Below are 25,812 nucleotides of genomic sequence, written 5' to 3'. Positions count from 1 at the left end.
TGACCTCCTAACCCAGGCTCATTCCGACGCGGCGTATTGTGGTCGTAAAGTTGATCTCCACATCCAACTCCTTAAATTTCTTCCGCCAGTTTTCTTTCGTTTTGATGTGGGTATTCCAGTAATCGGGGAGCTTGGCCCGAACGTGCTCTCCAAAGCCGAATATATCTGATCCGTTCTTTTGGGTCATGGCAAGAATATTTTTAATGGTGTTTTTGCCACGGTCCGATACTTCGGCAGAGATGTCTTTTAACAGGCCTGGCTGATTCAAAGACCGGGTATTTTTTGTCTTTTCAACGATATCAGCTTCCACGTGGATAAAGAGCTTGATCTTTGGCTGTCCATGATCCAGTACGGCGTCAATTTGCGCGTCGCGAGAGCGGGAGCGGACCAATACGCTTCCCGGTTGGCCGGGGACAGGAGTAAAAGCGGAATAGCCTCCTTGTTTGATTCCCATCACTGCCATATAAAACCCAATTTCTAAAGGCTGGAGAACCCCGACCATCCGATCTCCTTGAAAATATGCCATCCCCGAGATTTCGGTGTTTTCATGCCGTTTTACTTCAACGACTGGCAAAAACGGTTCTTGGCCCAATTTGGAAGAGGCGCTCCAAAATAGGCCGAGGAACGCTCGTGGAAACTTGCCCAGAGAAACGGCGTTTTCCATCATGGCCGAAAGATAGAGCGTAGGGATGCGTTCCAGTTGCGGTGAGCTCTCCATGACCTTTGAGGCTCTGCCATTGGAGATGATCATCCATGCAGTACGGCGTACTTCAGGATTTCGGCGCAAATAATCGTTAAGATCGCCAAGACCTTTGCGGGCAACTTCATTGCTGACGATAATGACTCGCAAATGACCGAAAAAAAGTCGATCCGCAATTTCTTGCTGGAGGTTCAGGATCGCGTCATCCAATGTATGACCGACGGTGCTGACGAGCCAGACCGGCTTTTGCGAACCGTTGCTTCCGCTTTCCGGCCCGAGAGGAATTCTTCCCGGTACAGCAATTTGTGCCGTAATCTGGATCAGCTTTTTGTTCGGCTCCGGGAAGATACCGGTCATATGGTTTACTTCGGATTCATGCATCTGTTGGTTATCTTCGGATACGTCAATGGCGATTCCGAGAATGTTGGCTCTCGTCTCGATCTCGGTTCTGTCCCAGCATCCTGTCAGAAAAGGCAGGAGCAGAGCGAGTATCAAAACGATATTAAGGTGTTTTTTGTGCGTGTTCCCGATCATGTTGATCCTCCCTTTTCTTGCGTAAAATCGCGATAATCAACAGGACTGCGGGGTAACCGATGGTGATGATGAGGCCGCACAGACCGATTGTAAGGATAAATCGGTAGGTATCCATAACATTTTGCGGGACCATGGCCAGCACGAAGATGACCGGCAACAGAAACAGCGAAAACATCTTGTGATCTCTGAGGCGAAGCAGATTGCTCAGCGAATGGATCGTAAAGTAGTAGGTGGAAAACAGAGTCGTAAATACACCCGTTACCCAAACAGCGAGAAACAAAATATCCAACCGCTCCAGGACATTGGCCGGGAGAGAGGTCATTCTGGCCAGTTCAAGGGTGGGCCAAATGAGCATCTTTGTCTCCTCGGCTCCAAAGATCGCCACGCTGGCAATCACGATCAAGAGGTAGAGACCGCCTGAGACGATAATCGCCAGCACACAGGCGATCGATGTTTTCGCCGGATGGCGCATGGATGGAATAATCATGGTAACGATAAATGAACCTTGAAACAGGGCTGCAATGGTCAAGCTGCCGTAAAACCACTGGCCTTTGTGAATCGGGGCGATGGGCTGCAAATTAATCAACTCAGCGTTTTGCAGAGACAAAGCGACAATTAATAGTCCCGGAGCCAGAATAAAAGGCAGGTAGAAAAGATGGATGTAAGAGAATGTGCTCAGGTCGTTTCGGCAAGAGATCGCCGCTAAGGCAAGCATGACAATGACAGTGACCTCCAATGGAGTATTTCTGAGCACAGCAGTAACGACGACTTCTCCGAATTCTCGGGCTGTCAGAGCAGATAAGACGGCAAAAAAGAAGATAATCGCGACACTCCCGATCCTGCCTATCCAGACACCGAGAATGTCTTCGCTATAGTGAATGATCGATTTGCGGGGAAAGCGTTTCCCCAACGCCGCCAGGATACCCAAGGAAAAAAGGGCGATCATGGTTCCGATAAAGGTAAGGAGCGGGGCGCCGGTATCTACCGCTTTTACGGCGATGACCGGCAAGGAAAGAACCCCGACTCCGATGATGGTGCTGATCAACACGGCTGCAGCCTGCAAAAACGTAATTTCACGTGGAGTCTCCATCCGAATCCTCCCACCTCCTATTTCCGACAGAAACCGGATCAAGCGTATTATGTGGTCTAGGCTCGATTACCTGGGATTTTGTCCCTGTCCGATTGGGATCACGAGGGTGCAAGAGTTCAGGACGCTTGCGGGAAAGCCAAAAGGGACCACGCACTGCCGTATCCTTCATTCCCTGCCATTGCCCAGGCACGAGAGGACTCATGTAAGGTATCCCAAAAGACCGCAGAGAAAGCATGTGGTTTACGATCAGAATCAAGCCAACCATGACCCCATAAAGCCCAAAGATTCCCCCCAGGATAATCAGCGGAAAGCGAAGAAGTCGCAGGGCCAGAGCCATGTCATATGCTGGTGTGGCAAACGACCCGATGGTAGTAAGAGCGATAACAACGACGGTAATCGGGCTGGCAAACCCTGCTGATACGGCAGCTTGTCCGATCACAAGCACTCCGACGATCGACAGTGCGCCGCCGACCTGCTGAGGCAGCCTGATCGTCGCTTCCCGCAAAACTTCCATGGAGATTTCCATGATCAGCACTTCTACGAGGGACGGAAAAGGGACCCCTGCGCGACCACCGGCAACAGCAACGGCGAACTCGGTCGGGATCAACTCGGGATTGAAAGAAATAACAGAAACATATAAAGATGGAAAAATTAAGGAAAACAGAAGGGCTACCAGGCGCGATAGCCGGACAAAGCTGGATAGCACGAACCGTTCGGAATAGTCATCGACAGATTGATAAAATTGGCTGAACACAGCTGGGGCTATCAAGGCAAAAGGGCAGCCGTCGACGAGAATAATCACTCTGCCTTCCAGCAAGTTGGCCACACATTTGTCCGGGCGCTCCGTATTTTGTATTTGCGGGAACGGTGAAAAATGGTGATCTTCGATGAACTGTTCCAAATAGCCGGAATCGATCACGCCGTCGATGTCAATTCGCTGCAGTCTGTCTATCACCTCTTTAGCGAGTGCAGGATTGCACACATCCCGCAGATAACAGACTGCCACTTTCGTCTTTGTCCTTCGACCGATCTGAACGGTTTTGACGAGCAAATCCACGGAAGGAAGCCGGTTTCGCAGGAGGGCAAGATTCACGCCAAGGCTTTCGATAAAGCCTTCCCGGGAACTGCGGATCACTTGCTCCGTTTCGGGCTGACTAATAGCACGGTGCTCGACTTTGCTGGAACCCGAAATGATTGCTCTATCGAATCCGTCGATGATAATCACGACTTGACCGGACAAAACCTGCTCGACCAGGGAGCGAATCTCATGTTGGGTAGATACGTTCCCTCCGATCAGGATGTCATTTGTGATCATGGTGAGCAATTCATTTTTATCAACAATTCCGTTTTCATCCTGCGTACCGTTTTTTTGGAGGAGCGGACGCAGGATGTCTTCTTTCATTTCCCGTTGATTCGTAAGGTGCTCCAAGTAGAGTAGTGCTGCCGGAAAGCGGCCAAACACATCAAACCGACGAATCTTGAAGTCGTCGGTGTCTCCAAATGTCTGCCTCATGTAAGCAAGCGTCTCTTCTAGATTGGCGGTTAACCGCCGATTGTCAGCGAAGGAAGAGCCAGACGTGGCCTTGGAAGAAGAGAGCTTCTGAGTCTCTTTCTTGTACTTTAGCCTCTGCCACACAGACATGCGGGCCACCTCCTTTTCGGCAAGTTACCCTATAGTCTGTCAGATTCCCGCCAATTCATTCTGATAGGTGCTCTTTTTTATTCTGGAAAATGACTTTTCCGGGTGGTTGTTTTTTCTTGTGTTCCACTTTTCGATTCGGGTATAATGAATCTAAGTGATTTGGGGCGGTTAATTTGAGTGTGAAAGACAACTAAATATAGGAGGTTACACGTTTTGGCAAAATCGAATCACTCTGTTCTCATTTTCGCCCTGGGCGGAGTAGGCGAAATTGGGAAAAATATGTACGTAGTCCAATGTGACGATGAAATTGTGGTCATCGACGCCGGATTAAAATTCCCGGAAGAGGAAATGCTGGGAATTGATATGGTAATCCCGGACATTACGTACCTGGAGGAAAATCGCGACAAAGTTCGCGGTATTATTGTTACGCACGGACACGAGGATCACATCGGCGGACTTAGCTATGTGCTAAAACGTTTGAAGGTACCGGTATATGCGACAAAATTGACGCTGGGTCTGATTGAAGCAAAATTAAAAGAAGCGGGTATTCTAAACGATACAAAGCGCATTTTAATTAACAGCGACTCGGAAGTTGATTTCGGGAACATGAAGGCGACGTTTTTCCGCGTCAACCACAGTATCCCGGACAGCGTAGGCGTTTGTCTGGAAACCCCTGAAGGATACGTAGTGCATACGGGGGACTTCAAATTTGATCAGACACCGGTAAACAATCAACAGGCTGATTTGGCCAAGATGGCCATGATCGGTGACCGTGGCGTATTATGTCTGCTGTCGGACAGCACCAATGCCGAGCGGCCCGGTTTTACCGGCTCGGAGCGTTCTGTCGGTGTTGCGATCAAGGATGTGTTCAGCAAAGCGGAAGGACGGATCATCGTTTCCACTTTTGCATCCAACGTTCACCGGATTCAGCAGGTAGTCGATGCTGCGACCGAATATCGTCGCAAGATCGCTGTCGTGGGCAGGAGCATGCAAAACGTCATCAATATCAGTAAGGATCTGGGGTACCTCAACGTGCCTGAAGGTCTGTTCATCGATACGGATGAAGTGAACAAGCTTCCTGCCGAGCAAGTAGTCATTTTATCCACTGGAAGTCAAGGGGAGCCGATGTCCGCGCTCACTCGTATGGCCCGATCCGCCCATCGGAAAATCGATATTCTTCCAGGGGACACAGTAGTAATCGCAGCTACACCTATTCCTGGCAATGAAAAATACGTAGCACGCACCATCGATCAATTGTCCCGGATTGGCGCTGAGGTGATTTACGGCGGGCACGGTCCGAATGGCGCTGTGCACGTTTCCGGTCACGGCAGTCAAGAAGAGCTTCGTCTGATGTTGAATCTCATGAAGCCAAAGTACTTTATCCCGATTCACGGCGAGTTCCGCATGCTGAGAATGCACGCCATGTTGGCAGAACAGGTGGGAGTTCCAAGTGAGAACATTTTCCTGTTGGACAACGGTGACACAGTGGAAATCTCCGGGGGAAAAGCACGGTTTGGGCCAAAGGTCAACGCTGGCAATGTCTTGATTGACGGCCTTGGTGTCGGCGATGTAGGAAATATTGTTCTTCGGGACCGCAAATTACTGTCACAAGATGGAATTCTGGTAGTTGTCGTTACACTCAGCAAACAAAATGGTACGATTTTGTCCGGTCCAGACATCATTTCCCGCGGATTTGTCTATGTTCGGGAATCTGAAGAGCTGTTGGACGAGGCAAATCGCATCGTCACCCAAACACTTGTAAAATGCATGGAAGAAAATGTGAATGAATGGTCTTCTTTGAAAAATAACGTCAAGGAAGCCTTGGGCCGTTTCTTGTACGATCAAACCCGCCGTCGTCCAATGATCTTGCCCATCATCATGGAAGTTTAAAAATGCTTTTTTCTTACAAGCAACATCCGAGCCGAAAATCCTGTTTGCACAAGGGTTTTCGGCTTGTTTTATTTTTCTTGAAAAGCCTCTTTACTGCAGCGAAATTAGTGGCCCTGCACTACTTGCCAAGGCTTTTGCCCTGCTCTCCTTATTTTTATTTTGAAAAAAATGGAATAGCACGGTAAAATGAACCAATCCCATGCCCGGGATGTAATTCCCAAGTTGCTGACAGTCCTGGATTGAAACAATCACGAAGCGTACAACGTCACATTACATGCTACACGTATTTCTTGAAGGTTCTTCCCTTATATGTGTTTAGAAGCAAAGGAGAGCGATCATATTGAAAACGAAGATCATTCCTCTGGCGATTGTAGCCTGCTTGCTGGTACCCTCATCCCAAGTGTGGGCCGAATCTGCCATCGTCAAAAAAATGAAAGAAACGGATCAAAAACAGCTGGCCGAAGAACGAAACAAAGAGTGCACAATGGGATGCCGGACGACGAGGGGATGGTCCCATCAGATTGGACCCGATTTTTTCGCATATCCCGACATGGCTAACGGTGCTGAGCTTTCACCCGATCAACTGTATCTTTTGCGGCGGTTGAACGATCTGTATCTGCAGCAAACGAAAATACTGCAGCTTGTCTGGGAGCAAAAGGTTTCCGCTCCCTACTCTCAGCAGAGAGAGGAAATAAAGGGGATTGTGCTCGACATGTTTGCACGTGTCGGGTCAATGCAGGACGTTTCTCCGAATGAAGTGAAGATCCTGCAGGAGGCTGTCCGCGTCGCAAGCAATCTGCACCTCTGGGACGACCTGCGAGAAGAGTGGGTGGAGGACAGGGATATCAATTTTGCTTACCAGTATGCAGAAGGCGTAGAGAAAGCTCTCGACCGTTTTCGGGAGGACATTTACAAGTACCGGGACCATATCCCTGGTGGACATTTTGCCCGCTTTGAATGGGGGCACGCTTTTACGATGAATGTCCTTAAAGATTTTCATAAGCCGTTGGCATCAGCATACCCTGAGACTGTACACGCCTGGACCGAAAAATATACAGTGAAATTTTTAGATGATCTGCAAAAAGACAACACAGCGAAGCTGGATGAAAGATTACGGGCTGTTCTTTCGATCTACAACACTTACAAAGCGATGCCTGGAACAGCAGGGAAAGGCAGTCTGTCTTTTTCCCTGGGAGACAGAATCATTGAAATGATCAAAACCAATAATCAGACGATCACAGAGAACGAACGATACTACCAGGATTATGCCATCTCTCTTGGAAACCTATATGAGGTCTCCAAGCTTCCAGATATCGCTGCCGACAAGAAAAAGGCGATGAAGCTGCAGTGGTACCGTTCCTTTATGGAGGGACTTGGCAAGCTTGATGTCCCGGCTGTCTACAAAGGGAATTTCTATTGGTATGTTAACTATTTGGTTGACAATGACTTGAAGCTGTTCAACGCAGAATTTCCAAATGAGCGGAAGCTGCTGGCCAAACAGCTGCTCACAAAACTGAAGGAAGAAAAAAATCCAGAAAACAAGGCGGAATACAACCAAACAATCGGCAAGCTGACAAAGCTGGCGAACGGTAAATAAACGGATTGTCTTCCAAAGCTTGCATCTTTTCTCCTCCTGCGACCCATACTATCACAGACAGCGAAGGAGGAGGATTCATGCAAAACAGACAAAGGCCCGATTATTTGAATCGCCCCCCTTTTGGGAGCAATCAGGAGGCCCCGCAAACCGCGCCGACAGAACCGCAACAGCCTGGCCAGCCTCCGGGTGCAGAAGATCCGAAAAAGCGTTTGCTCGACTCCATCACGCAGTTGGGGCAAACCAATGTTCCTCAACTGGAAAGCAATATTTATTGTTTGACGATCATCGGACAGGTGGAAGGTCACATCCAGCTGCCGCCGCAAAACAAGACAACGAAATACGAGCATATCATTCCGCAACTGGTTGCGGCAGAGCAAAACAGCAAAATTGAGGGAGTCATGGTGATCTTGAATACGGTCGGGGGAGATGTAGAGGCAGGCTTGGCGATCGCGGAGATGGTCTCTTCTCTCTCGAAACCGGTCGTTACACTGGTCCTTGGAGGAGGACACAGTATTGGCGTGCCAATCGCCGTCGCTGGCGACTATTCCTTCATAGCAGAAACGGCGACCATGACGATTCACCCGATACGCTTGACCGGCCTTGTGATCAGTGTCCCGCAAACCTTTGAATACCTGGATAAAATGCAGGATCGAGTCGTCAGCTTTATCGCCCGCCACTCCAGGATCACAGAGGACCAGTTCCGCGAGCTGATGCTGAGGACAGGCGAATTGACGCGGGATATCGGCACCAATGTCATCGGAGCAGATGCGGTCAAGTACGGGTTGATTGACGAGGTAGGAGGGCTCGGCAAGGCTTTGAAAAAGCTGAACGAGCTGATCGAAAAAGCCCGGAACGGAGAGAAGGTGCTGCAGTGATTTTCTATTCCGTGGTCCCGATGGAAGTAGTGTTCGAAGGGATGGATCAGGTAGAGAAACAAGTCCTGCGTGAGCTCCCGATGGGTGAGGCGACTATGGTGGTTGAGCAAACAGGTCCTTACGAGGGCAAGATGGTTCGCCTGATCAGTCCCAATCCGCAGGACTATCTCAACCCGGCGTTTGCACCCGGTCAAGTGATTCGTTTTCGGCCGGAAGGTTTCGGGCAATAAGACCTGTATTTCTATGAATTTCCTGTGTTATACTAGATGTGGACAAACAGCAGCCGACCTACAAACGGCTGCCTTTTTATACGTCCGGACTTTTTTTGAGTGATAGATGAGTGATGGAAACGAAAGAAGGGAGGCATGCCACCTGAGTAGAAGAGCAAAAAGACAGTCGCAAGCGGCAGTTGCCTCTGTTGTCAAACTGGAGCTGCTGGGACTGGTCATGATCGTGCTTTGTCTCATCGGACTTTTGGAAAGCGGCTGGCTTGGAAAGAACATTCTCGCCTTTTTATTCCGCTTTTTGGCCGGGTCGTGGGATTTTACCATCCCATTATTGATCATGGGGCTGGCCGTACATATGATGTTTACCCGAAAACCGCCGCGGATGTCGTTGCGCGTTTTTGGATTGCTGCTCATACTTGTCGCTGTTTTGACCTGGGATCACATGTTTTTGTACAAGCAGGTAACGGCTGGAGGAACGTTTTCCGATCAGAGCATCATCCGCGTCACCTGGGATCGGATCTGGCTTGACCACAGCCAGAAGGTGTCGACGACCGGAGTCGGCGGCGGGATGGTGGGGGCGGTATTTTTCGCTCTATGCAATGGTCTCGTCGGGCCGATCGGTACCGGATTGATTATCGGCTTTTTGATTTTGGCCGGAATCATGTTTTTGTTCAACCTGTCTTACGTGGACATCGCCATTTTTGCGAGAGACAAAATCGCTCTGCTGTATGCCAAGATGAAAGATTCGGTCAAAGATTCTGTTCAAATGCTGCAAAATGAAAGCGAAAAGCGGAAGCAACTGGCTGAAGAAGAGCGCGAAGCGAAGAAAGCCAAGGAAGCGCAGATGGCAGCCGCGTCGAACGCAACACATGCTTTTGATGCCGGCAATGCTGACACCTCAGGGGACAGCCAGCCTGGAACAGGCGGAGAAGAGCAGACACAGCATGCAAGCGCACCGCTTATTCGCGATTTTGCGGAAAGGCTGGTGACCGAGCAGGGAAGCGAGGCGGACGAGGAAGCGATTGCAACTCCTCGCACGAAACCATCGGTTGAGCGCGAGATTACCTTTTCACTTGAGGGGGACGAAGAGATCTTTGGCACGCTGGAGGAGGAAGGGACGCAGCCGAGCGTTCCTTATGTGCTCCCCAGCATTCAGATGCTGACCCGACCAAAGGCGTACATTCCAGGCAAAGATGTCGATCATACGTCCAACGCGAACAAATTGGTGCAAACGCTCAAAAGCTTCGGGGTCAATGCCATCGTCTCCGAGGTTCACCGCGGTCCGGCCGTTACCCGTTATGAAGTGCAGCCTGCAACCGGGGTGAAGGTGAGCAGGATTGTCAGTCTGACAGACGATTTGGCGCTGGCGCTCGCTGCCAAGGACATTCGCATCGAAGCGCCTATTCCGGGAAAATCAGCGATCGGGATCGAAATCCCGAATTCCGAGGTTGCGGTTGTCTCGCTTCGAGAGGTGCTGGAATCGGCCTCTTACCAGGATGCCTCCGCGAAATTGACGGTTGCCCTCGGGCGCGATATATCTGGCGAGCCGATCGTTGCCGACCTGACGAAAATGCCGCATTTGCTCGTCGCAGGCGCTACGGGCAGCGGGAAGTCTGTATGTATCAACGGGTTGATCATGAGTATTTTATTCAAAGCAAGCCCGGACGAAGTAAAGCTGATGATGGTCGATCCCAAAATGGTCGAGCTAAACGTATACAACGGCATCCCGCATCTGTTGGCACCGGTAGTCACTGACCCGCGAAGAGCCTCGGTTGCGCTGAAAAAAGTCGTGGCTGAGATGGAGCGGCGGTACAATCTGTTCGCCAAGACAGGCAGCCGCAACATTGAGATGTACAACCAGCAGGCAGAAGGGGCTCCACTTCCTTACATTGTCGTGATCGTGGACGAGCTGGCAGACCTGATGATGGTCGCGCCCGGTGAGGTGGAGGATGCGATTTGCCGTCTCGCCCAGATGGCGCGTGCGGCGGGGATCCATCTGATCATCGCTACGCAGCGCCCGTCAGTAGATGTCATCACGGGATTGATCAAGGCGAATATCCCTTCCCGGATTGCCTTCGGCGTATCATCCATGGCCGATTCCCGAACCATTCTGGATATGGGCGGTGCGGAGAAGCTCCTCGGACGCGGAGACATGCTCTATTTGCCGATGGGCGCTTCCAAGCCGACCCGTGTACAGGGGGCCTATGTTTCTGACAAGGAAGTAGAGGAAGTAGTAACGTTTGTCAAGGAACAGCAAGAGGCACGCTACCAGGAAGACATGATTCCGGAAGAGACAACAGAAGACGCGCAGCCGGTAGTCGACGATGATATGTACGACCAGGCTGTCCAAGTCGTAGTAGAGGCCCAGACGGCATCGGCTTCGCTTCTGCAGCGCAGACTGCGGGTTGGGTATACACGTGCGGCCCGTTTGATTGACATGATGGAGGCACAAGGCGTCGTGGGGCCTTACGAGGGAAGCAAGCCGAGAGAAGTGCGTTTGCCAAGGCCCACTCCCGAGAGCAACATTTCCTAAAATGAACATGATTTTCATAAATGTACCTGCGGGGCGCAGAGACGAGACGATCGTCAGAAAACTGTCATCTAGTCAAAAAAATTGGCTTGCATGATATTCGCCCCTAGGGTACAATTTTTACGGGATTGAAGGAAATTGTTGTTATCCTCTCTTGATTTCAAGAGGTCTGACGTCCTACCTATTCGAATAGCTGAGGAAGCAGGAGTGGAGGAAGATGAGCATCAAGGGGAATTTCCGTTCGCTTTGTCTCTTGGTAATGGACAAGATCAAAAGCGACATCGATTCCGGGAAGCTAAAACCCGGTGAACGTCTACCTTCCGAAGCCGACCTTTCCAAGCAGTTGGGTGTGAGCCGAGCGACGCTGCGGGAAGCTCTTCGCTTGCTTGAAGAAGAGAAGATTGTCATTCGGAGACACGGTGTGGGGACCTTTATTAATTCTCGACCTGTTTTTTCAGGTGGAATTGGGGAACTCTTTAGTGTGACGGATGCAATCGAACGCCAAGGCTATGTTGCCGGCACAACCATTTTGCGTACAGCTTACGGCGAACCTGCGGAGGAAGAGCGGAAAAAGCTTTCTCTCAATCCGGGAGAGGGCGTTCTCATGGTAGAACGGATTCGCACGGCAGATGGGGAACCGGTGGTCTACTGTTTTGACCGCATACCCGCCCATTTGGTACCTGGAGGCTATACGGAGGGTGGAGAATCTATTTTCAAGTGGCTGGAGTCCGTGACCGGGATCCGCATCGCTTATGCGATTGCCGATATGGAACCGCTCGGACATTGCGAAAAGGTATCTCCCCTGTTGCAGTGCAACAAGGCGACGCCTCTCTTGCTCTTGAAACAGATTCACTACGACGAAAGTGAACGGCCTGTCTTGTATTCACACAATTACTTTCGGGCTGACAAATTTCACTTTCACGTTGTACGCAGACGGTTGTAACACGTGAGGGAAACCTCACTCAACAATTTCATCTCATTAAAAATAGGGGGTATTCTGACATGAAAAAGGTACTTTCTGTCCTGTCCGTGGCAACCCTTAGCCTGTCTTTGGTTTTGGCCGGCTGTGGAAGCAAACCAGAAGGACAACCAGGTGGTGCTAACCAAGGTGGAGCAGAAGGGGGAGCCCAAGGCGGAGCAGCGCCTACTGCACGCATCGGCATGGTTACCGACGTGGGCGGGGTAAACGACAACTCCTTTAACCAAAGTGCATGGGAAGGGCTGCAAAAACTGCAGAAGGACCTGAACCTGCCGCAGGACAACGTAAGCTACCTGCAATCCACCTCTGATGCTGACTACATCCCGAACTTGACTCAATTTGTAAAAGACAAGTGGGATCTGACTTGGGGTATCGGTTTCGTTATCGGTGACCACGTGAAGAAAGTAGCTACTGAAAACCCTGACAGCAAGCTCGCTATCATCGACGCAGAAGTAGACGCGCCAAACGTGGAATCCGTTCTGTTCAAAGAGCATGAAGGTTCCTTCCTGGCTGGTGTCGTAGCGGCGAAAATGTCCAAGAGCAAAAAAGTTGGTTTCGTGGGCGGTATGGAAATCCCAGTAATCAAGCGCTTTGAAGTTGGCTTTGAAGCTGGTGTAAAAGCAGCTGATCCAAGTGTTGAAGTAGTAAAAGTATACACGGGTGCATTTGACAAGCCTGACCTCGGTAAATCTACTGCATCCCAAATGTACGGCCAAGGCGTAGACATCATTTTCCACGCTTCCGGCGCAACTGGCGATGGCGTGTTCAACGAAGCAAAAGACCGCAAATCCAAAGGCGAAAATGTTTGGGTAATTGGTGTAGACAAAGACCAGTCCCTGACATTTGGTGATGAAGTAACGCTGACTTCCATGGTAAAACGCGTGGATGAAGCTGTTTACCGCGTATCCAAAGACGTGATCGACGGCAAATTTGAAGGCGGAAAAATCGTATGGCTCGGTCTGGCTGAAGACGGTGTAGGCCTGGCAGAAACCTCGAAGAAAAATGTGCCTGAAGACGTATTGAAGCTGGCAGATGAGTTCAAGCAAAAAATCGTTAAAGGCGAAATTACAGTACCAGAAAAGTAAGAAGACCTCTAAGACTGCACACGGACAAGGCTAGTTCGAGCGACTAGCCTTGTTCTTTACCTTCTACACTAGACCCACAAAAACGGGGGGAACATGGTTGAAACCTGTACAGACTGTTGTTGAAATGCGCGGTATCACAAAGCGCTTCCCCGGCATTATTGCCAATGACAACATCAACCTTGTTGTGAAAAAAGGGGAAATCCACGCCCTCCTGGGAGAGAATGGCGCTGGCAAGTCCACACTGATGAATGTTTTGTTCGGTTTGTATCAGCCTGAAGAGGGCGAAATCCTCATTAACGAGAAGCCGGTGAAAATCACCAGCCCCAGCGTAGCGAATGATCTTGGTATTGGAATGGTTCATCAGCATTTTATGCTCGTAGAAAAGTTTACGGTTACAGAAAACATTGTATTAGGAAATGAACCGAAATCCGGGTTACAGATAGATATGCAGAGTGCCATCAAAGCAGTCGAGAAGTTGTCCAATCAATACGGCTTGAAGGTGGATCCGCGAGCCAAAATTGAGGATATATCCGTGGGGATGCAACAGCGTGTAGAGATTTTGAAAACGCTTTACCGCGGCGCCGATATTCTGATCTTCGATGAGCCGACAGCTGTGTTAACCCCTCAAGAAATCGTGGAACTGATCGAGATTATGCACAACCTCGTCAAAGAAGGCAAAACGATTATCTTGATCACCCACAAGCTAAAAGAAATCATGGCTGTCTGTGATACGGTTACCATCATCCGCAGAGGAAAAGTCATCGATTCCGTAGGGGTAAAGGATACAAATCCGGATGACCTTGCGGCAAAAATGGTCGGTCGTGAAGTTAACTTCCGTGTCGATAAGAAGGAAGCAAATCCGAAAGAAGTCATTTTGTCTGTGGAAAATATTACGGCGATGGGCAACAGAGGCGTCAATGCGCTCAACAGCATCTCGCTGGAAGTAAGGAGCGGGGAGATCCTCGGCATCGCGGGTGTCGATGGCAACGGGCAAAGTGAACTTATCGAGGTATTGACAGGGCTGCGGAAAGCCTCCAGCGGACGTGTGCTGCTCAAAGGTCAAGATATAACGAACAAGACACCGCGCGTCATTTCGGAGTCGGGCTTGTCGCACATTCCCGAAGACCGCCACAAGCACGGTCTTGTCCTTGACTTCCCGATGAGTGAAAACATGGTGCTGGAAACGTATTTCCATCCAGAGTTCAATAAAAACGGCTTCCTGGACTACGCGGCAATAGACAAGCATGCGAGCAAACTGATCGAGGAGTTTGACGTGCGGACACCGAGTATTCACACCCCTGCACGGGCTCTTTCCGGGGGCAATCAGCAAAAAGCGATTATCGCCCGCGAAGTGAACAAGGATCCGGATCTGTTGATTGCAGCTCAGCCTACACGTGGTCTCGACGTTGGAGCCATCGAATTTATCCATAGACGTCTGATTGAACAGCGGGACAAAGGAAAGGCCGTCTTGTTGCTATCCCTGGAGCTTGACGAGATCATCAACGTTTCCGACCGGATCGCGGTCATTTACGAAGGGCAGATCGTCGGCATTGTTGATGCAAAACAGACGGACGAGCAAGAACTTGGCTTGATGATGTCTGGTGGAAAACGAATGCAAGGAGGCGGCAACGGTGAATAGAGTCATTGCCATCTTTACCAAGGAGTCGTTCCTCGTACCGGTTGCTGCCATTATTCTGGGCCTGTTGACGGGCGCTGTCGCCATGCTGGCAGGCGGTTTTAATCCAATTCAGGCATATGCGTCCCTGGTTGAAAAGGTATTTGGAAGCTCTTATAACTTTGGGGAAACGATTCGTCAGATTACCCCGCTGATCTTTACAGGTCTCTCCGTGGCATTTGCGTTCCGGACCGGTCTTTTCAATATCGGTGCCGAGGGGCAATTTATTATCGGGATGATCGCTTCTACGGCAGTAGGGATTTCTTTTGATCTTCCGGCGTATATTCATGCTCCGCTCGCAGTGATTGCAGGTGCTCTTGCCGGGGGACTGTGGGGCGCTATCGCGGGATGGCTCAAGGCTGCGCGAGGCGTAAACGAAGTGATCACGACAATCATGTTAAACTGGATTGCCTTGTACTTTGCCAACTACGTTGTCAAGGCGTTTTACCTTCAAGAAGGCCAGCAGCGCTCGGAAATGATCAAGGATTCGGCGTCTATCTCTTTTGCATGGCTTTCCCAGATGTTTGACAGTGCCCGCCTGCATTGGGGGACGTTGCTTGCGATTTTGGCCGCGGTATTCTTTTATATCCTTCTCTGGAAGACAAAGTCGGGCTTCGAGCTCCGCGCTGTAGGGTTAAACCCGCATGCTTCGGAATACGCGGGGATGAATGTGAACCGCAATGTGGTCAATGCCATGTTCGTCGGCGGCATGTTCGCAGGTATCGGCGGAGCGTGCGAGATTTTGGGCGTATTCCATTACCAATCGATTATGGCTGCACAGCCCGGATACGGCTTTGACGGTATTGCGGTAGCGCTGATCGGAGGAAACACCCCGCTTGGTGTCATTTTGGGGGCCATTCTGTTTGGAATGCTTACATTTGGAGCTGCCGGTATGAAATTCGGTGCAGGGGTACCGGTCGAGCTGATTCGGGTAGTAATCTCCTCTGTCATTTTCTTCGTTGCAGCGCATGGAATCGTCAAGTTTTTCATTAAGCCACTTTTACAGAAGAAGGAGGGTGGAAACTGATGGATTGGGGAGTGATTATCGGCAACCTTATTCATGATACCATCGTGTTTTCCACTGCCTTGATATTCGCCGCTCTGGGCGGTATGTATTCGGAGCGATCCGGCGTGGTGAACATCGCGCTGGAAGGGATGATGGTCATCGGCGCCTTTACCGGTGCAGTGTTTACTTTCTTTGCTCAGGATTCATTCGGCTCATTGGCTCCTTGGATCGGTTTGGTGGGAGCGTGCATTGCCGGAGCGCTATTCGCTACGCCGCACGCGGTCGCTTCTATCACGTTTAAAGCCGACCAGGTCGTCAGTGGTGTCGCCCTCAACTTTTTGGCAACAGGTCTGTCTGTCTACCTGACCAAGATCATTTTCAACGGTGCAGGACAAACGACGACATTGCAGCAAGTATTCAGCAAGTGGCACATCCCGGTGCTCAGCGACATTCCCATTTTGGGACATGCCATTTTCGAAGGCTACCCGACCAGTTATATTGCCTTCGCACTGGTTGCGCTTTCCTGGTATCTGCTGTTTAAAACGTCATTCGGGCTTCGCCTGCGGGCGGTCGGGGAACACCCGCGTGCTGCCGATACCGTTGGGATCAACGTAAAACGCATGCGTTACACGGCTGTTATGATCAGCGGCGCTTTGGCAGCTATGGGTGGAGCAACGATTGCGCTTACTACCACCAGCAACTTTTCTCACAATACCGTGTCCGGACAAGGCTTTATCGCCCTTGCCGCTCTCATTTTCGGGAAATGGCATCCTGCCGGCGCGATGGGGGCTGCCCTGTTCTTCGGGGTAGCGCAAGCGATCAAATCGCTGGTTCAAATTTTTGGTCTCACCAAATACGTCCCGACCGAAGTGATTTTCATGCTTCCATACATTCTCACCATCCTGGTGTTGGCTGGTGTGGTTGGACGCTCCAGCGCTCCTGCCGCATTGGGCAAAGTGTATGATACCGGATCTCGCTGATTAACATTTTTTGCGTCTGGAACCTGCTTTCTCCCCTGTGCGATAATGTGTACGAGTTTGAACGCATAGGGGGGAAAAAGATGACTCGCTGTGTACATACTAACAGCCCTCGTCTTATCAGCAGGCTTCTGGGCGCTTTTTTGCTTGTGACATCTTTCACGATAACCCACAGCATGGATGCTCATGCCCAGACATCACGCCCCGTCATCTCGATGATGATAGATGGCAAAGGGGTGCTCTCCGATGTACAGCCTCTTCATCAGAACGGACGCATTTTGGTTCCAATCCGCCTGCTTGCGGAGCACTCGGGCGCAGATGTTTCCTATGATCCGGATACACGCCAGGTGACCTTGCGGGATGGAGCCCATCAGGTGGCTGTGTTCCCTGAAAGCAGAGTGGGATATGTAAATGGAAGCCGCAAAAAGCTGGATACAGCACCCGTAGTCAGAAATAGAAGGACACTTGTACCGATTCGGTTTGTCAGTGAATCCTTGGGATACGAAGTGACGTGGGACCAACGGGCAAAAGTGGCGAAGATTTGGACAAAGCCAGTCGCCGAAAATGAAAGGAAGCGTTTGGAGCGAGGAAACCCGTATATCGTCCAGGCTGGAGATACCTTGGAGACGATCGCCAAGCGGCATGGTACAAGTGTTTCTGCAATTCAAGGCAACAATGCTGACGACGCCGGGTATCTGCTCACGGGTCAACTGCTGTTTTTGCCGGGTAACGCGAAAAAGGCAGTGAACCCTCTGTCTGCCGCGGTGGACCATTCTGTGCTGCTCTCGGAAAGATACGTCTTCCCATTTGACAGCAAAAGCGAGTATCAGCCATTTGGAGACAGCTTTGGCTTTGGGCGGGAGTGGACAGAATCAAACTCGGGAACAGTCCGCTCCCATGAAGGAATTGACATCATGGCACCACAGGGGACGCCTGTTTACAGCGTAGGAGACGGCGTGATCAATCGGATCGGCTGGAACACTTATGGCGGGTGGCGAGTCAACATCACCGATGAAAACGGGAAATACCGGATGTACTACGCCCATTTGACAGCCTATCCGCCTGATCTGAAAGTAGGTTCGACGGTCAGACCCGGGCAGTTGATTGGATTTGTCGGCACGACAGGCTATGGACCACCTGGGACAGATGGCATGTTTCCGTCTCACCTGCATTTCGGACTGTATCGGACTGCAGACGATCGGGCAATCAATCCGTACTACTACCTGCAATACTGGGAAAACAACAAGGTTGATTAGCAGCTGATTAGCAAAGGAAGCATTTGGGGCAGACTACCTGTATGGAAGGACTTCAACCATGAGGAAGAAGGAGGACACCATATGTGGACATGTCCCTACTGTGGCGGGAATCACGGCTTGCCTTTTCATGACGGTCAGCTGGACGGCATGCTTTGTCTGGAACCCGATTGCGGGCGATTTGCGGAAAGCGTTTCAGACCACGACGATCTCAGTGAATGGGACGCCACGGATTTTTAGTGCATGATTAGAGGGAGCGCGAATCGCTCCTTTTTTCTTTTCCTTTTTTTCGGTAAAGTGGAAGCATAAAGGAGGTAATCCGATGCAGATTGAATTGATCGAATTTTTAGACTTGATTCCGTACGGGATTGTTTTGGTTGATTGGGATGGAATGATTACCTTTGTCAACACGGCCGGTTCACAGCTTTTGGGACTGAAGAGAGAAGAGATTGTGGAGCGGCCGATCAGCAGTATTGCCCCCGGCTCTGATATGCTGCAGGTCATGAGCCAGGGACGACCCAGTTTACGCAGAGAGATTCGCTATGGCGAAAAGCTTTTTCTCGTTGACCGCCTCCCTTTCTCTGTTGCAGGAGAAGTGGTAGGTGGCATTTCCATTTTTCAGCCTCTGGGCCATATGGCAGACAGCCTCGGAAGGTGGACCGAACAAGAACGCGAGCTGCATCAGTTCAAAGAGCTGGTCGAGCAGCTATATGACGGAATTGTCATGTGTGACAAAAGCGGGATCATTACGATGATCAATCAAAGCTACTGCGATTTTTTAGGCACGACGATTGAGGAGGCGATCGGACGCCATGTTACGGAAGTGATTGAAAATACGAGAATGCATCTCGTCATCAAGAGCGGCAAACCCGAGATAGACCAGCTAATGCGGATCGGTGACAGGGAGATCATCGTAAGCCGTATGCCGCTGAAGGAAGGGGAGGAGACGGTAGGCGCATTGGGCAAGGTCGTATTCAGCGATTTGCGCGAGCTGCGCAGTATCGTGGAACGCTACAACATCATGGAGCGAAAGCTGGACTTTTACCGTCAGGAGCTAAAGCGGATGATGGGAGCGAAATACTCGTTCGCCCATATTTTTGCCGAGCACCCCCTCATGAAAGAAGCCGTCCATCTGGCCAAACGGATCGCGCAAACGAAATCCTCGGTATTGATCCTCGGTGAGAGCGGGACCGGTAAGGAGCTGTTTGCTCATGCAATCCATGAAGAGAGCAGCAGGGCGGATGGAGCGTTCGTCCGGGTAAACTGTGCCGCCATCCCAAAGGATCTGATGGAAGCAGAGCTGTTCGGGTACGAAGACGGAGCGTTTACCGGAGCGAAAAAAGGAGGAAAGCCCGGCAAGATTGAGCTGGCAAACAACGGGACGCTGTTTCTCGATGAGATCGGGGACATGCCTTTGGATATGCAGGCGAAGCTGCTTCGCGTCCTGCAAGAAAAGGAAGTGGAGCGGATCGGAGCGACCAGACCGGTCAGCGTGGATATTCGCGTCATCGCGGCCACCCATCGTCCTTTGGAGAAATTGATTCGGGAAGGCAGCTTTCGCGAGGATTTGTATTATCGACTGAATGTCTTCACGATTAACCTGCCGCCTCTCCGGGTGCTCGGACTCTCCATCATTGCGCTGGCCCATGAGCTGATCAAAAAGCTGAACAACGAGCTGTATACCGATGTGACAGGCATCAGCCGGCAGGTGCAGGAGATTTTTTTGGCGCATCGTTGGCCGGGCAACATGCGGGAAATGAACAATGTGCTGGAGAGGGCCGTACAGTTGGCGGAACAGGGTGAGCTGGATGTAGAGCATCTGCCGCCTTATTTGCTGGACAAACAGGTGACTGTTGACAGTGAAAATGCTTCGTTTGACCTTGAGGCGGAATTGGCCAAGACGGAAAGACGCGTACTCGAAGCTGCACTGGCTCACTGCGGCGGAAACAAAGTCCAGGCAGCCCAACTGCTAGGCATACATAGGGCAAGCTTGTACCGGAAGCTGGAAAAGCACCGGATACCCAACGAATGATCGTCGCAAAAACGCAACATGTCGCAAAGTTGAATCAAGAATGTGTCGCAAAAATGAAACATTCAGATTCAAGAAAGCGATCAATTCTGCTCCTTTCCACTTGGCACAAAGGTTGCAAATATTCTGAATTGAAAACGGTTACAAGTGTGGAAGGAGGACCTATGCTAACAAATCTGAAACTCGACAAAGTCGCTTTGATTACAGGGGGGGCAAGCGGGATCGGGCTGTCGATCGCAGAAAAAATGTATGCCGCGGGGTGTCAGATCGCCATCGCTGACATCGACGAAAAGAAGGCGCGGTCTGCTGTTGACTCCATGGAAGCGAGGGACAGCCAAAAGAAAATCGCCATTCAGGCGGATTTGTCAAACTTCGCTTCGATCCGCGAGATGGTTGCTGTTTGCCAAAAAGAGCTTGGCGCTGTCGACATCCTCGTGAACAATGCCGGCTTCCAGCATGTTTCTCCGATTGAGACGTATGATCCTGCGACGTTTCAAAAAATGATTGAGGTCATGCTGGTAGGACCATTCGTGGCGACACAAGCCGTTTTTGCCCAGATGAAACAGCGGGGCTGGGGCAGAATCATCAACATTTCCTCGATCAATGGCAAAATCGGTGCTCCGTTTAAAGCCGGTTATTGTTCTGCAAAACACGGGATTATCGGACTGACGAGAGTGACGGCGATGGAAGCGGCAGACTCAGGTGTGACCTGTAACGCCATTTGCCCCGGGTATGTGGATACGCCGCTCGTCCGCAATCAATTGGCTGATCTCGCAAAAAGCTACCAGGTACCAGAAGAAGAAGTGCTCGAAGAGGTGATTCTCAGAAACGTGCCCCAGCACCGCTTGCTGGAGGCGGGGGAAATTGGCGAATTTGCGGTATTTCTCGCATCTGACCAAGCTGCGGCAATCACCGGTCAGGCCATCAATATCTCGGGCGGATATGTCATGCACTAATAATTTTGGGTAAGAGGGGGACTGGCAGCAGTGAAAAAGACAAGATGGTGGTTTACGTTGGCGATGGTACTTGCCGTGGGGGCAGCGGGATGCGGACCGCAGCTGGACCAATCTTCAGGCGGTCAATCCGGCGGGCAGACGCAGGCGGGAGCAGCACCCGGCAGCCAGAGCTCCGGGGGAGAGTTCAACGTCGGATTGGCGATTTCGCTCAGCGGCGGAACGGCCAAGTTCGGGGAAGCGGTCAAGCGGGCTGCCCAAATGGCGGTCGACGAGTTTAACGAAGCGGGCGGAGCTGATGGCAAGAAAGCGAAGCTGATCGTGTACGATGACGAGGCCAAACCCGAGAAATCGGTTGAGATCGTTCAGAGATTGATACAGCAGGACAAAGTGGTCGGCTTTGTCGGGCCTGCCAACTCCGGAAATGCAAAAGCCCACATCAAGTTTGCTCAGGAAGCCGGGGTGCCGGAGATCATCCCGGTCGCGACGGGAACGACCATTACCCAGACCTATGAAAAGGAGGACAAGAACTACATCTTTCGGGTAGCGCCCTATGACAAGGGGCAGGTAGAAACCATCCTGAAGTGGGTCGTGGAAGAGAAAAAATTGACCAAGATCGGTCTGCTGCATGATACGACCGGTTACGGGCAGGGCGGCAAGACGGACGTGGAAGGCGTGCTGAAAGACAAATACAACATGACTTTGACCGCAACCGAGTCGTTCCAGGTAAACGATACGAACATGGAGGCGCAGTTGAGCAAAATGCGCGATGCACAGGTTGAAGTCGTGATCTTTTACGGTCTTGCCCCGGAGGCGGCTCAATATTTGAAATCCCGGCAAAAGCTGAACTACTATCCGCTGACGGTCGCGTCCTGGGCGATGGGGGACCCGACAGTGAAAGAGCTGGTGGGAGATCTGGTCAACAAGGACGTTTACATGGTTCAGTCCTTTACGATCGATCAAAGCGCTGAATCAAAAGCATTTCACGACAAGGTGGTAGCCAAATACGGCGAAGACATCTTCCCGATCGCATCGGCTCAAGGGTACGATTGCATGCAACTGATCCTGCAGGCCGTCAAGAAAGCGGGAACAGACCCGAAGGCGATACGGGACGCTATCGAAAATATGACCGGCTTTACCGGCATCACGGCGATTGGGGAACAGCCGTTTACAAAAGAGAATCACGAAGCGTTGACCAGCTCCAATATGTTTTTGGCGACCTATAGGGATGGCGTAATCGTCAAGCCTTAGCGCTTCGAAGTTCTCTTGACGACTTCGTGGCACGGAAGATCTGGAGAGGAGGTAGTGTTATTGCTGCAAGCCATCGTGAGCGGATTGATTCTGGGGAGCATTTACGCGATTATTGCCCAAGGCTATTACATTACGTTTGTGACCACCCGGACGATGAACTTCGGCCAGGGAGACTTTCTGATGCTGGGCGCTTTGGTGGGATTGACAACATTGGGTACGGTGACTTCTGCAGGAATGAACCTGTTTGTATCAGTTCTCGTCACGATGGTGGTCGTGGCAGCGGCTATGGCCATGCTTGGCTGGGGGCTGGAGAGGGGAACGATTCGGCCCCTCGGCCACGTTTTGTCCGTGGGCTGGATTCTCAGTACGGTTGCCGTTTCCTTGATGATTCGCAATATTGCGATGCTGATCTGGGGGAGAAATGTGATCCCGTTTCCGTCCCCTTTTGGAAATGAGGTCTACCGATTTGGTTCCGTGGGCATCACCAAGCACGAGATCTTTGTCGCGATCTGTGCCATCGTCATCATGGCCTGCCTGTTTTTCTTCCTGAACCGATCGCTGCTCGGAAAGGCTCTCGCTGCTGTCGCTTTCAACCCGGATGCTGCGTCGCTGATGGGCATTAACCCAAGGCGGATGGCGGTACTCGCCTTTGCTCTCTCGTCAGCGTTGGCCGGCGTCGGCGGCATCCTGGTCGGACCGATCACCAATACCGCGTTTTTCATGGGAGCAACACTCGGTTTAAAGGCTTTTGCTGCTGCCATTATCGGGGGATTGACCAATCCGCTCGGAATTTTGATCGGCGGACTGCTGCTCGGGGTCATCGAGCAGGTATTCTCTCTCTACAGTTCTGCCTACAAGGATGCCAGCGCGTTTTTGCTGATCCTGATCGTCCTTATTTTTATGCCCCAAGGATTGCTCGGAAAGAAAGTAAAGGAGAAGTTTTGATATGAAAAAGTGGCTCCTTTATCTCTTGATAGCGCTTGCCTTGTACTTCTTTCCCTGGCTGTTTCCCAGCTCGTATTACGTGCATATGGCCCAAGGCTTCCTCTACACCTATATTGTCGTAGCCGGACTCAATCTGCTTGTCGGCTTGTCTGGCCAGCTTTCATTGGGGCATGCCGGATTTTATGCCATAGGCGCCTATGTCACCGGCCTTTGCACTGTAGCCGGGGTGCCGTTTCTTCTCAGCTTGCTGCTAGGGGTCCTGATTTGTGCCGGAGCGGGCGGACTCGTGGCAATGCTGTCGCTCCGGGCCAAAGGGCCGTATCTTGCAATGGTGACGATCGCCTTTGGTTTGCTCGTGGAGATTGTAGCCAATCGCTGGGTAGAAGTGACGGGTGGACCGGCAGGCTTGTATTTGCCGGAAGCAAAGCTGTTTGGACTTGGTCTTGGAACGGTGTCTTACTACTGGTTCATTGCTGTCATAGCGCTTGTCGTCACCGTTTTGATCGACAATCTCTTTACCTCTCGATATGGCAGAACATTCCGGGCGATGGGGAACAGTGAAGTAGCTGCGGCCACAGCAGGCGTACACGTCCGCAACTGGAAGGTGCTGGCGTTTGCAATCAGCGCCTGCACGGCCGGTCTCGGAGGAGCGCTGTTTGCGTTTCAAAATGCGTATTTCAACAGCGATACCTTCACCTTCGACAAATCGATTCTGTTTCTTGTCGGCGTCATTGTCGGCGGTGCCGGTACGAGACTGGGACCGCTGGTCGGGACGATTGTCATTTTCCTCCTGCCGCAATGGGTGCAAAGCTTGTACAATTACCACCTGCTGATATTCGGCGGAATTCTGCTGCTTAGTCTGATCGCCCTGCCTGAGGGGATCGTCGGGGGGATCCAGCGCATCTTCAAACAAAGGAACCAATATTCCGGCACACCTTCGCTACCTGCTCCTGATTCGGATGGGCCGAGCCAGATGGGCAGCCGGGACGGAGCCGATTTAAACGTACAGGCAGCGGTCATGGAGTTTGACGGATTTCGGGCGGTGGATGCCATCGATCTGCAGATAAAAGGCTCGGAGGTAAGAGGGCTGATCGGGCCGAACGGGTCGGGCAAAAGTACGACTGTCAACATGCTCTCCGGCGTCTATGTCCCAACCAAAGGGAAGCTGTCGTGGAAGGGTGTGGACGTAACCAGCTTTCCGCCTCATCGGATGGCTGCCGCCGGGATTACCCGAACGTTTCAAAATCTGCAGCTTTTCCACGAATTGACCGTACTGGAAAACGTGATGCTCGGCTTCCATCTCCACTACCGGAAGGGCTTTGCCGCCAATATCCTGCATACGCCCGGCTTTTTGAGAGAAGAAAGCCATTTCCGGGCGGAAGCGATGCGTCTGCTTCAATTTGTCGGCCTGGCCGAAAAAGCGGGCGAGCAGGCGGCAGTGCTCTCCTACGGTCAGCAGCGCTTGTTCGAAATCGCCCGTGCACTCGCCACCAAGCCCGATCTTTTGATCCTCGATGAACCTGCGGCAGGAGCCAGTCTGTATGAGGTGGACAATATCGTTCGGGTCATCCGCAAAGTGAAGGACTCGGGGATTGCCATTTTGCTGGTGGAGCACCATATGGAAATCGTCATGAACGTCTGCGATACAATCACCGTGCTGGACTTTGGGAAAAAGATTGCCGAGGGCGATCCCGCTTTCATCAAGAACCATCCACAAGTCATCGAAGCCTATCTGGGCGGGGAGGAGGTGACGAAGCTTGTTGTCGGTTAATAACGTTCGGGTTCATTACGGGATGGCCGAAGCACTGCGTGGGGTCAATCTCCAGGTCGCGAAAGGGGAGGTCGTCGCTCTGATCGGGCGCAACGGCGCGGGCAAGACAACGCTGTTAAAAGCGATTACGGGACTGGTAAAACTGCGAGAAGGGGAGATTCATTTCCAAGGAAAGCGGATATCCGGCATGCCTGCTCATGAGATCATGCGTCTCGGCATCGGCCATGTACCGCAGGGGAGGCAAGTATTCGGAGACCAGACGGTGGAGGATAATCTCATTCTGGGGGCGTACACAAAGATCAAACAGCAGCCACGTCAGGTTCGCGAGTGGCTGGAGCGGGAATACACCCGTTTTCCAAGACTGAAGGAACGCGCGAAGCAAATGGCCGGGACCTTGTCCGGGGGAGAGCAGCAAATGCTGGCGCTGTCCCGTGCGCTGATGTCGGATCCCGAGCTGCTCGTCCTGGATGAACCGTCAATGGGGCTGTCGCCCTTATACGTGAAGCTCATATTGGATACGGTGACACAGCTTCGCAGCGAAGGCAAAACGATCCTTTTGGTAGAACAGCTGGCTGCCGCTGCCTTGGCCATTTCAGACCGGGCCTATGTCCTCTCCTCCGGCCAGGTGGAAATGAGCGGAGCTGCCGACGAGCTTTTGCATGACGAAAAAGTCGTACGCACCTATCTCGGCGCATAATGTAAGAAAAGCAGCAAAAGGCGGATTGTGTAAATGCCGCTTTTTGCAGGGCAAACCGCCCGGCCGTAGCTCCTGCTATTGCCGGGTGGGTTATTTTCAGGGAGTG

General features: G+C 51.5%; 21 protein-coding genes. 18 read left to right on the top strand and 3 right to left on the bottom strand.

Translation table 11 applies throughout. The features are described 5' to 3' along the window. Positions 1 to 7 precede the first annotated feature (7 nt). Genes NST37_RS14725 through NST37_RS14715 form a run of 3 tightly spaced genes read right to left on the bottom strand, consistent with a single transcriptional unit; the run spans position 8 to position 3,966 of the window. Complete coding sequence (locus NST37_RS14725) at positions 8 to 1,234, bottom strand: Ger(x)C family spore germination protein (protein WP_172921125.1); 1,227 nt, start codon at positions 1,232 to 1,234, stop codon at positions 8 to 10. Further along, positions 1,203 to 2,324 (bottom strand): endospore germination permease, encoded by a 1,122-nt coding sequence (locus NST37_RS14720; protein ID WP_003385821.1) that lies wholly within the window; start codon positions 2,322 to 2,324, stop codon positions 1,203 to 1,205. Before NST37_RS14720 ends, NST37_RS14725 begins: the two co-directional genes overlap by 32 nt. Then, the gene (locus NST37_RS14715) at positions 2,308 to 3,966 is read right to left on the bottom strand and encodes a spore germination protein (protein WP_339185539.1); all 1,659 of its coding nucleotides are present in this window, start codon (positions 3,964 to 3,966) and stop codon (positions 2,308 to 2,310) included. Before NST37_RS14715 ends, NST37_RS14720 begins: the two co-directional genes overlap by 17 nt. Positions 3,967 to 4,179: 213 nt before the next feature. Between NST37_RS14715 and NST37_RS14710 the strand changes: the two genes are divergently transcribed. From NST37_RS14710 to NST37_RS14625, 18 genes are all read left to right on the top strand, one after another. Next, positions 4,180 to 5,856 (top strand): ribonuclease J, encoded by a 1,677-nt coding sequence (locus NST37_RS14710; protein ID WP_003385819.1) that lies wholly within the window; start codon positions 4,180 to 4,182, stop codon positions 5,854 to 5,856. A 340-nt stretch (positions 5,857 to 6,196) separates the two neighbouring features. Further along, complete coding sequence (locus NST37_RS14705) at positions 6,197 to 7,453, top strand: hypothetical protein (protein WP_339185538.1); 1,257 nt, start codon at positions 6,197 to 6,199, stop codon at positions 7,451 to 7,453. A gap of 77 nt (positions 7,454 to 7,530) precedes the next feature. Next, a complete protein-coding gene (locus NST37_RS14700) occupies positions 7,531 to 8,328 on the top strand; it encodes a ClpP family protease (protein WP_003385817.1) in 798 nt (265 codons plus the stop codon). Continuing rightward, on the top strand, positions 8,325 to 8,558 hold the full coding sequence (locus tag NST37_RS14695) for a YlzJ-like family protein (RefSeq protein ID WP_003385816.1): 234 nt from the start codon (positions 8,325 to 8,327) through the stop codon (positions 8,556 to 8,558). Before NST37_RS14700 ends, NST37_RS14695 begins: the two co-directional genes overlap by 4 nt. A 106-nt stretch (positions 8,559 to 8,664) precedes the next feature. Then, on the top strand, positions 8,665 to 11,088 hold the full coding sequence (locus NST37_RS14690; protein ID WP_339185537.1) for a DNA translocase FtsK: 2,424 nt from the start codon (positions 8,665 to 8,667) through the stop codon (positions 11,086 to 11,088). A gap of 214 nt (positions 11,089 to 11,302) precedes the next feature. After that, on the top strand, positions 11,303 to 12,028 hold the full coding sequence (locus NST37_RS14685; RefSeq protein ID WP_003385811.1) for a GntR family transcriptional regulator: 726 nt from the start codon (positions 11,303 to 11,305) through the stop codon (positions 12,026 to 12,028). 59 nt (positions 12,029 to 12,087) lie between these two features. Then, positions 12,088 to 13,149: a BMP family ABC transporter substrate-binding protein gene (locus NST37_RS14680; protein ID WP_003385809.1), complete on the top strand. Its 1,062-nt coding sequence runs from the start codon at positions 12,088 to 12,090 to the stop codon at positions 13,147 to 13,149. Positions 13,150 to 13,273: 124 nt separating this feature from the next. Continuing rightward, positions 13,274 to 14,788, top strand: coding sequence for an ABC transporter ATP-binding protein (locus NST37_RS14675; RefSeq protein ID WP_031932897.1), 1,515 nt, complete (start codon positions 13,274 to 13,276; stop codon positions 14,786 to 14,788). Continuing rightward, positions 14,781 to 15,851, top strand: a complete 1,071-nt coding sequence (locus NST37_RS14670) for an ABC transporter permease (RefSeq protein ID WP_003385804.1) — start codon at positions 14,781 to 14,783, stop codon at positions 15,849 to 15,851. The genes NST37_RS14675 and NST37_RS14670 overlap by 8 nt, the downstream gene beginning before the upstream one ends. Further along, a complete protein-coding gene (locus tag NST37_RS14665; RefSeq protein WP_003385802.1) occupies positions 15,851 to 16,810 on the top strand; it encodes an ABC transporter permease in 960 nt (319 codons plus the stop codon). The genes NST37_RS14670 and NST37_RS14665 overlap by 1 nt, the downstream gene beginning before the upstream one ends. A gap of 80 nt (positions 16,811 to 16,890) precedes the next feature. Then, a complete protein-coding gene (locus NST37_RS14660) occupies positions 16,891 to 18,063 on the top strand; it encodes a stalk domain-containing protein (RefSeq protein ID WP_039071453.1) in 1,173 nt (390 codons plus the stop codon). A gap of 81 nt (positions 18,064 to 18,144) precedes the next feature. Further along, positions 18,145 to 18,300 carry a hypothetical protein gene (locus NST37_RS14655; protein WP_170208368.1) on the top strand — a complete coding sequence of 52 codons (156 nt, stop codon included), beginning with the start codon at positions 18,145 to 18,147 and terminating at the stop codon, positions 18,298 to 18,300. A gap of 82 nt (positions 18,301 to 18,382) precedes the next feature. Further along, on the top strand, positions 18,383 to 20,092 hold the full coding sequence (locus NST37_RS14650) for a sigma 54-interacting transcriptional regulator (protein WP_339185536.1): 1,710 nt from the start codon (positions 18,383 to 18,385) through the stop codon (positions 20,090 to 20,092). A 161-nt stretch (positions 20,093 to 20,253) separates the two neighbouring features. Further along, positions 20,254 to 21,045 (top strand): 3-hydroxybutyrate dehydrogenase, encoded by a 792-nt coding sequence (locus NST37_RS14645; RefSeq protein WP_031932896.1) that lies wholly within the window; start codon positions 20,254 to 20,256, stop codon positions 21,043 to 21,045. Positions 21,046 to 21,075: 30 nt separating this feature from the next. Continuing rightward, entirely contained in the window at positions 21,076 to 22,293 is a 1,218-nt protein-coding gene (locus NST37_RS14640; RefSeq protein ID WP_339185535.1) for an ABC transporter substrate-binding protein, read from the top strand. 60 nt (positions 22,294 to 22,353) lie between these two features. Further along, positions 22,354 to 23,238: a branched-chain amino acid ABC transporter permease gene (locus tag NST37_RS14635; RefSeq protein ID WP_339185534.1), complete on the top strand. Its 885-nt coding sequence runs from the start codon at positions 22,354 to 22,356 to the stop codon at positions 23,236 to 23,238. Position 23,239: 1 nt separating this feature from the next. Then, positions 23,240 to 25,009, top strand: a complete 1,770-nt coding sequence (locus NST37_RS14630) for a branched-chain amino acid ABC transporter ATP-binding protein/permease (RefSeq protein ID WP_339185533.1) — start codon at positions 23,240 to 23,242, stop codon at positions 25,007 to 25,009. Next, a complete protein-coding gene (locus NST37_RS14625) occupies positions 24,996 to 25,706 on the top strand; it encodes an ABC transporter ATP-binding protein (protein ID WP_003385795.1) in 711 nt (236 codons plus the stop codon). The genes NST37_RS14630 and NST37_RS14625 overlap by 14 nt, the downstream gene beginning before the upstream one ends. Positions 25,707 to 25,812: the final 106 nt, after the last annotated feature.

It is taken from the genome of Brevibacillus sp. FSL K6-6036, from assembly GCF_037964015.1.
GTDB lineage: Bacteria > Bacillota > Bacilli > Brevibacillales > Brevibacillaceae > Brevibacillus > Brevibacillus borstelensis.
This window is presented reverse-complemented; position numbering and strand designations above follow the sequence as displayed.

Bases quoted from the DNA above. Each gene is read 5' to 3' on its own strand.
- NST37_RS14725 (WP_172921125.1), bottom strand. From the start codon at position 1,234: ATGATCGGGAACACGCACAAAAAACACCTTAATATCGTTTTGATACTC.
- NST37_RS14720 (WP_003385821.1), bottom strand. From the start codon at position 2,324: ATGGAGACTCCACGTGAAATTACGTTTTTGCAGGCTGCAGCCGTGTTG.
- NST37_RS14715 (WP_339185539.1), bottom strand. From the start codon at position 3,966: ATGTCTGTGTGGCAGAGGCTAAAGTACAAGAAAGAGACTCAGAAGCTC.
- NST37_RS14700 (WP_003385817.1), top strand. From the start codon at position 7,531: ATGCAAAACAGACAAAGGCCCGATTATTTGAATCGCCCCCCTTTTGGG.
- NST37_RS14690 (WP_339185537.1), top strand. From the start codon at position 8,665: ATGAGTGATGGAAACGAAAGAAGGGAGGCATGCCACCTGAGTAGAAGA.
- NST37_RS14685 (WP_003385811.1), top strand. From the start codon at position 11,303: ATGAGCATCAAGGGGAATTTCCGTTCGCTTTGTCTCTTGGTAATGGAC.
- NST37_RS14680 (WP_003385809.1), top strand. From the start codon at position 12,088: ATGAAAAAGGTACTTTCTGTCCTGTCCGTGGCAACCCTTAGCCTGTCT.
- NST37_RS14675 (WP_031932897.1), top strand. From the start codon at position 13,274: ATGCGCGGTATCACAAAGCGCTTCCCCGGCATTATTGCCAATGACAAC.
- NST37_RS14665 (WP_003385802.1), top strand. From the start codon at position 15,851: ATGGATTGGGGAGTGATTATCGGCAACCTTATTCATGATACCATCGTG.
- NST37_RS14660 (WP_039071453.1), top strand. From the start codon at position 16,891: ATGACTCGCTGTGTACATACTAACAGCCCTCGTCTTATCAGCAGGCTT.
- NST37_RS14655 (WP_170208368.1), top strand. From the start codon at position 18,145: ATGTGGACATGTCCCTACTGTGGCGGGAATCACGGCTTGCCTTTTCAT.
- NST37_RS14650 (WP_339185536.1), top strand. From the start codon at position 18,383: ATGCAGATTGAATTGATCGAATTTTTAGACTTGATTCCGTACGGGATT.
- NST37_RS14645 (WP_031932896.1), top strand. From the start codon at position 20,254: ATGCTAACAAATCTGAAACTCGACAAAGTCGCTTTGATTACAGGGGGG.
- NST37_RS14630 (WP_339185533.1), top strand. From the start codon at position 23,240: ATGAAAAAGTGGCTCCTTTATCTCTTGATAGCGCTTGCCTTGTACTTC.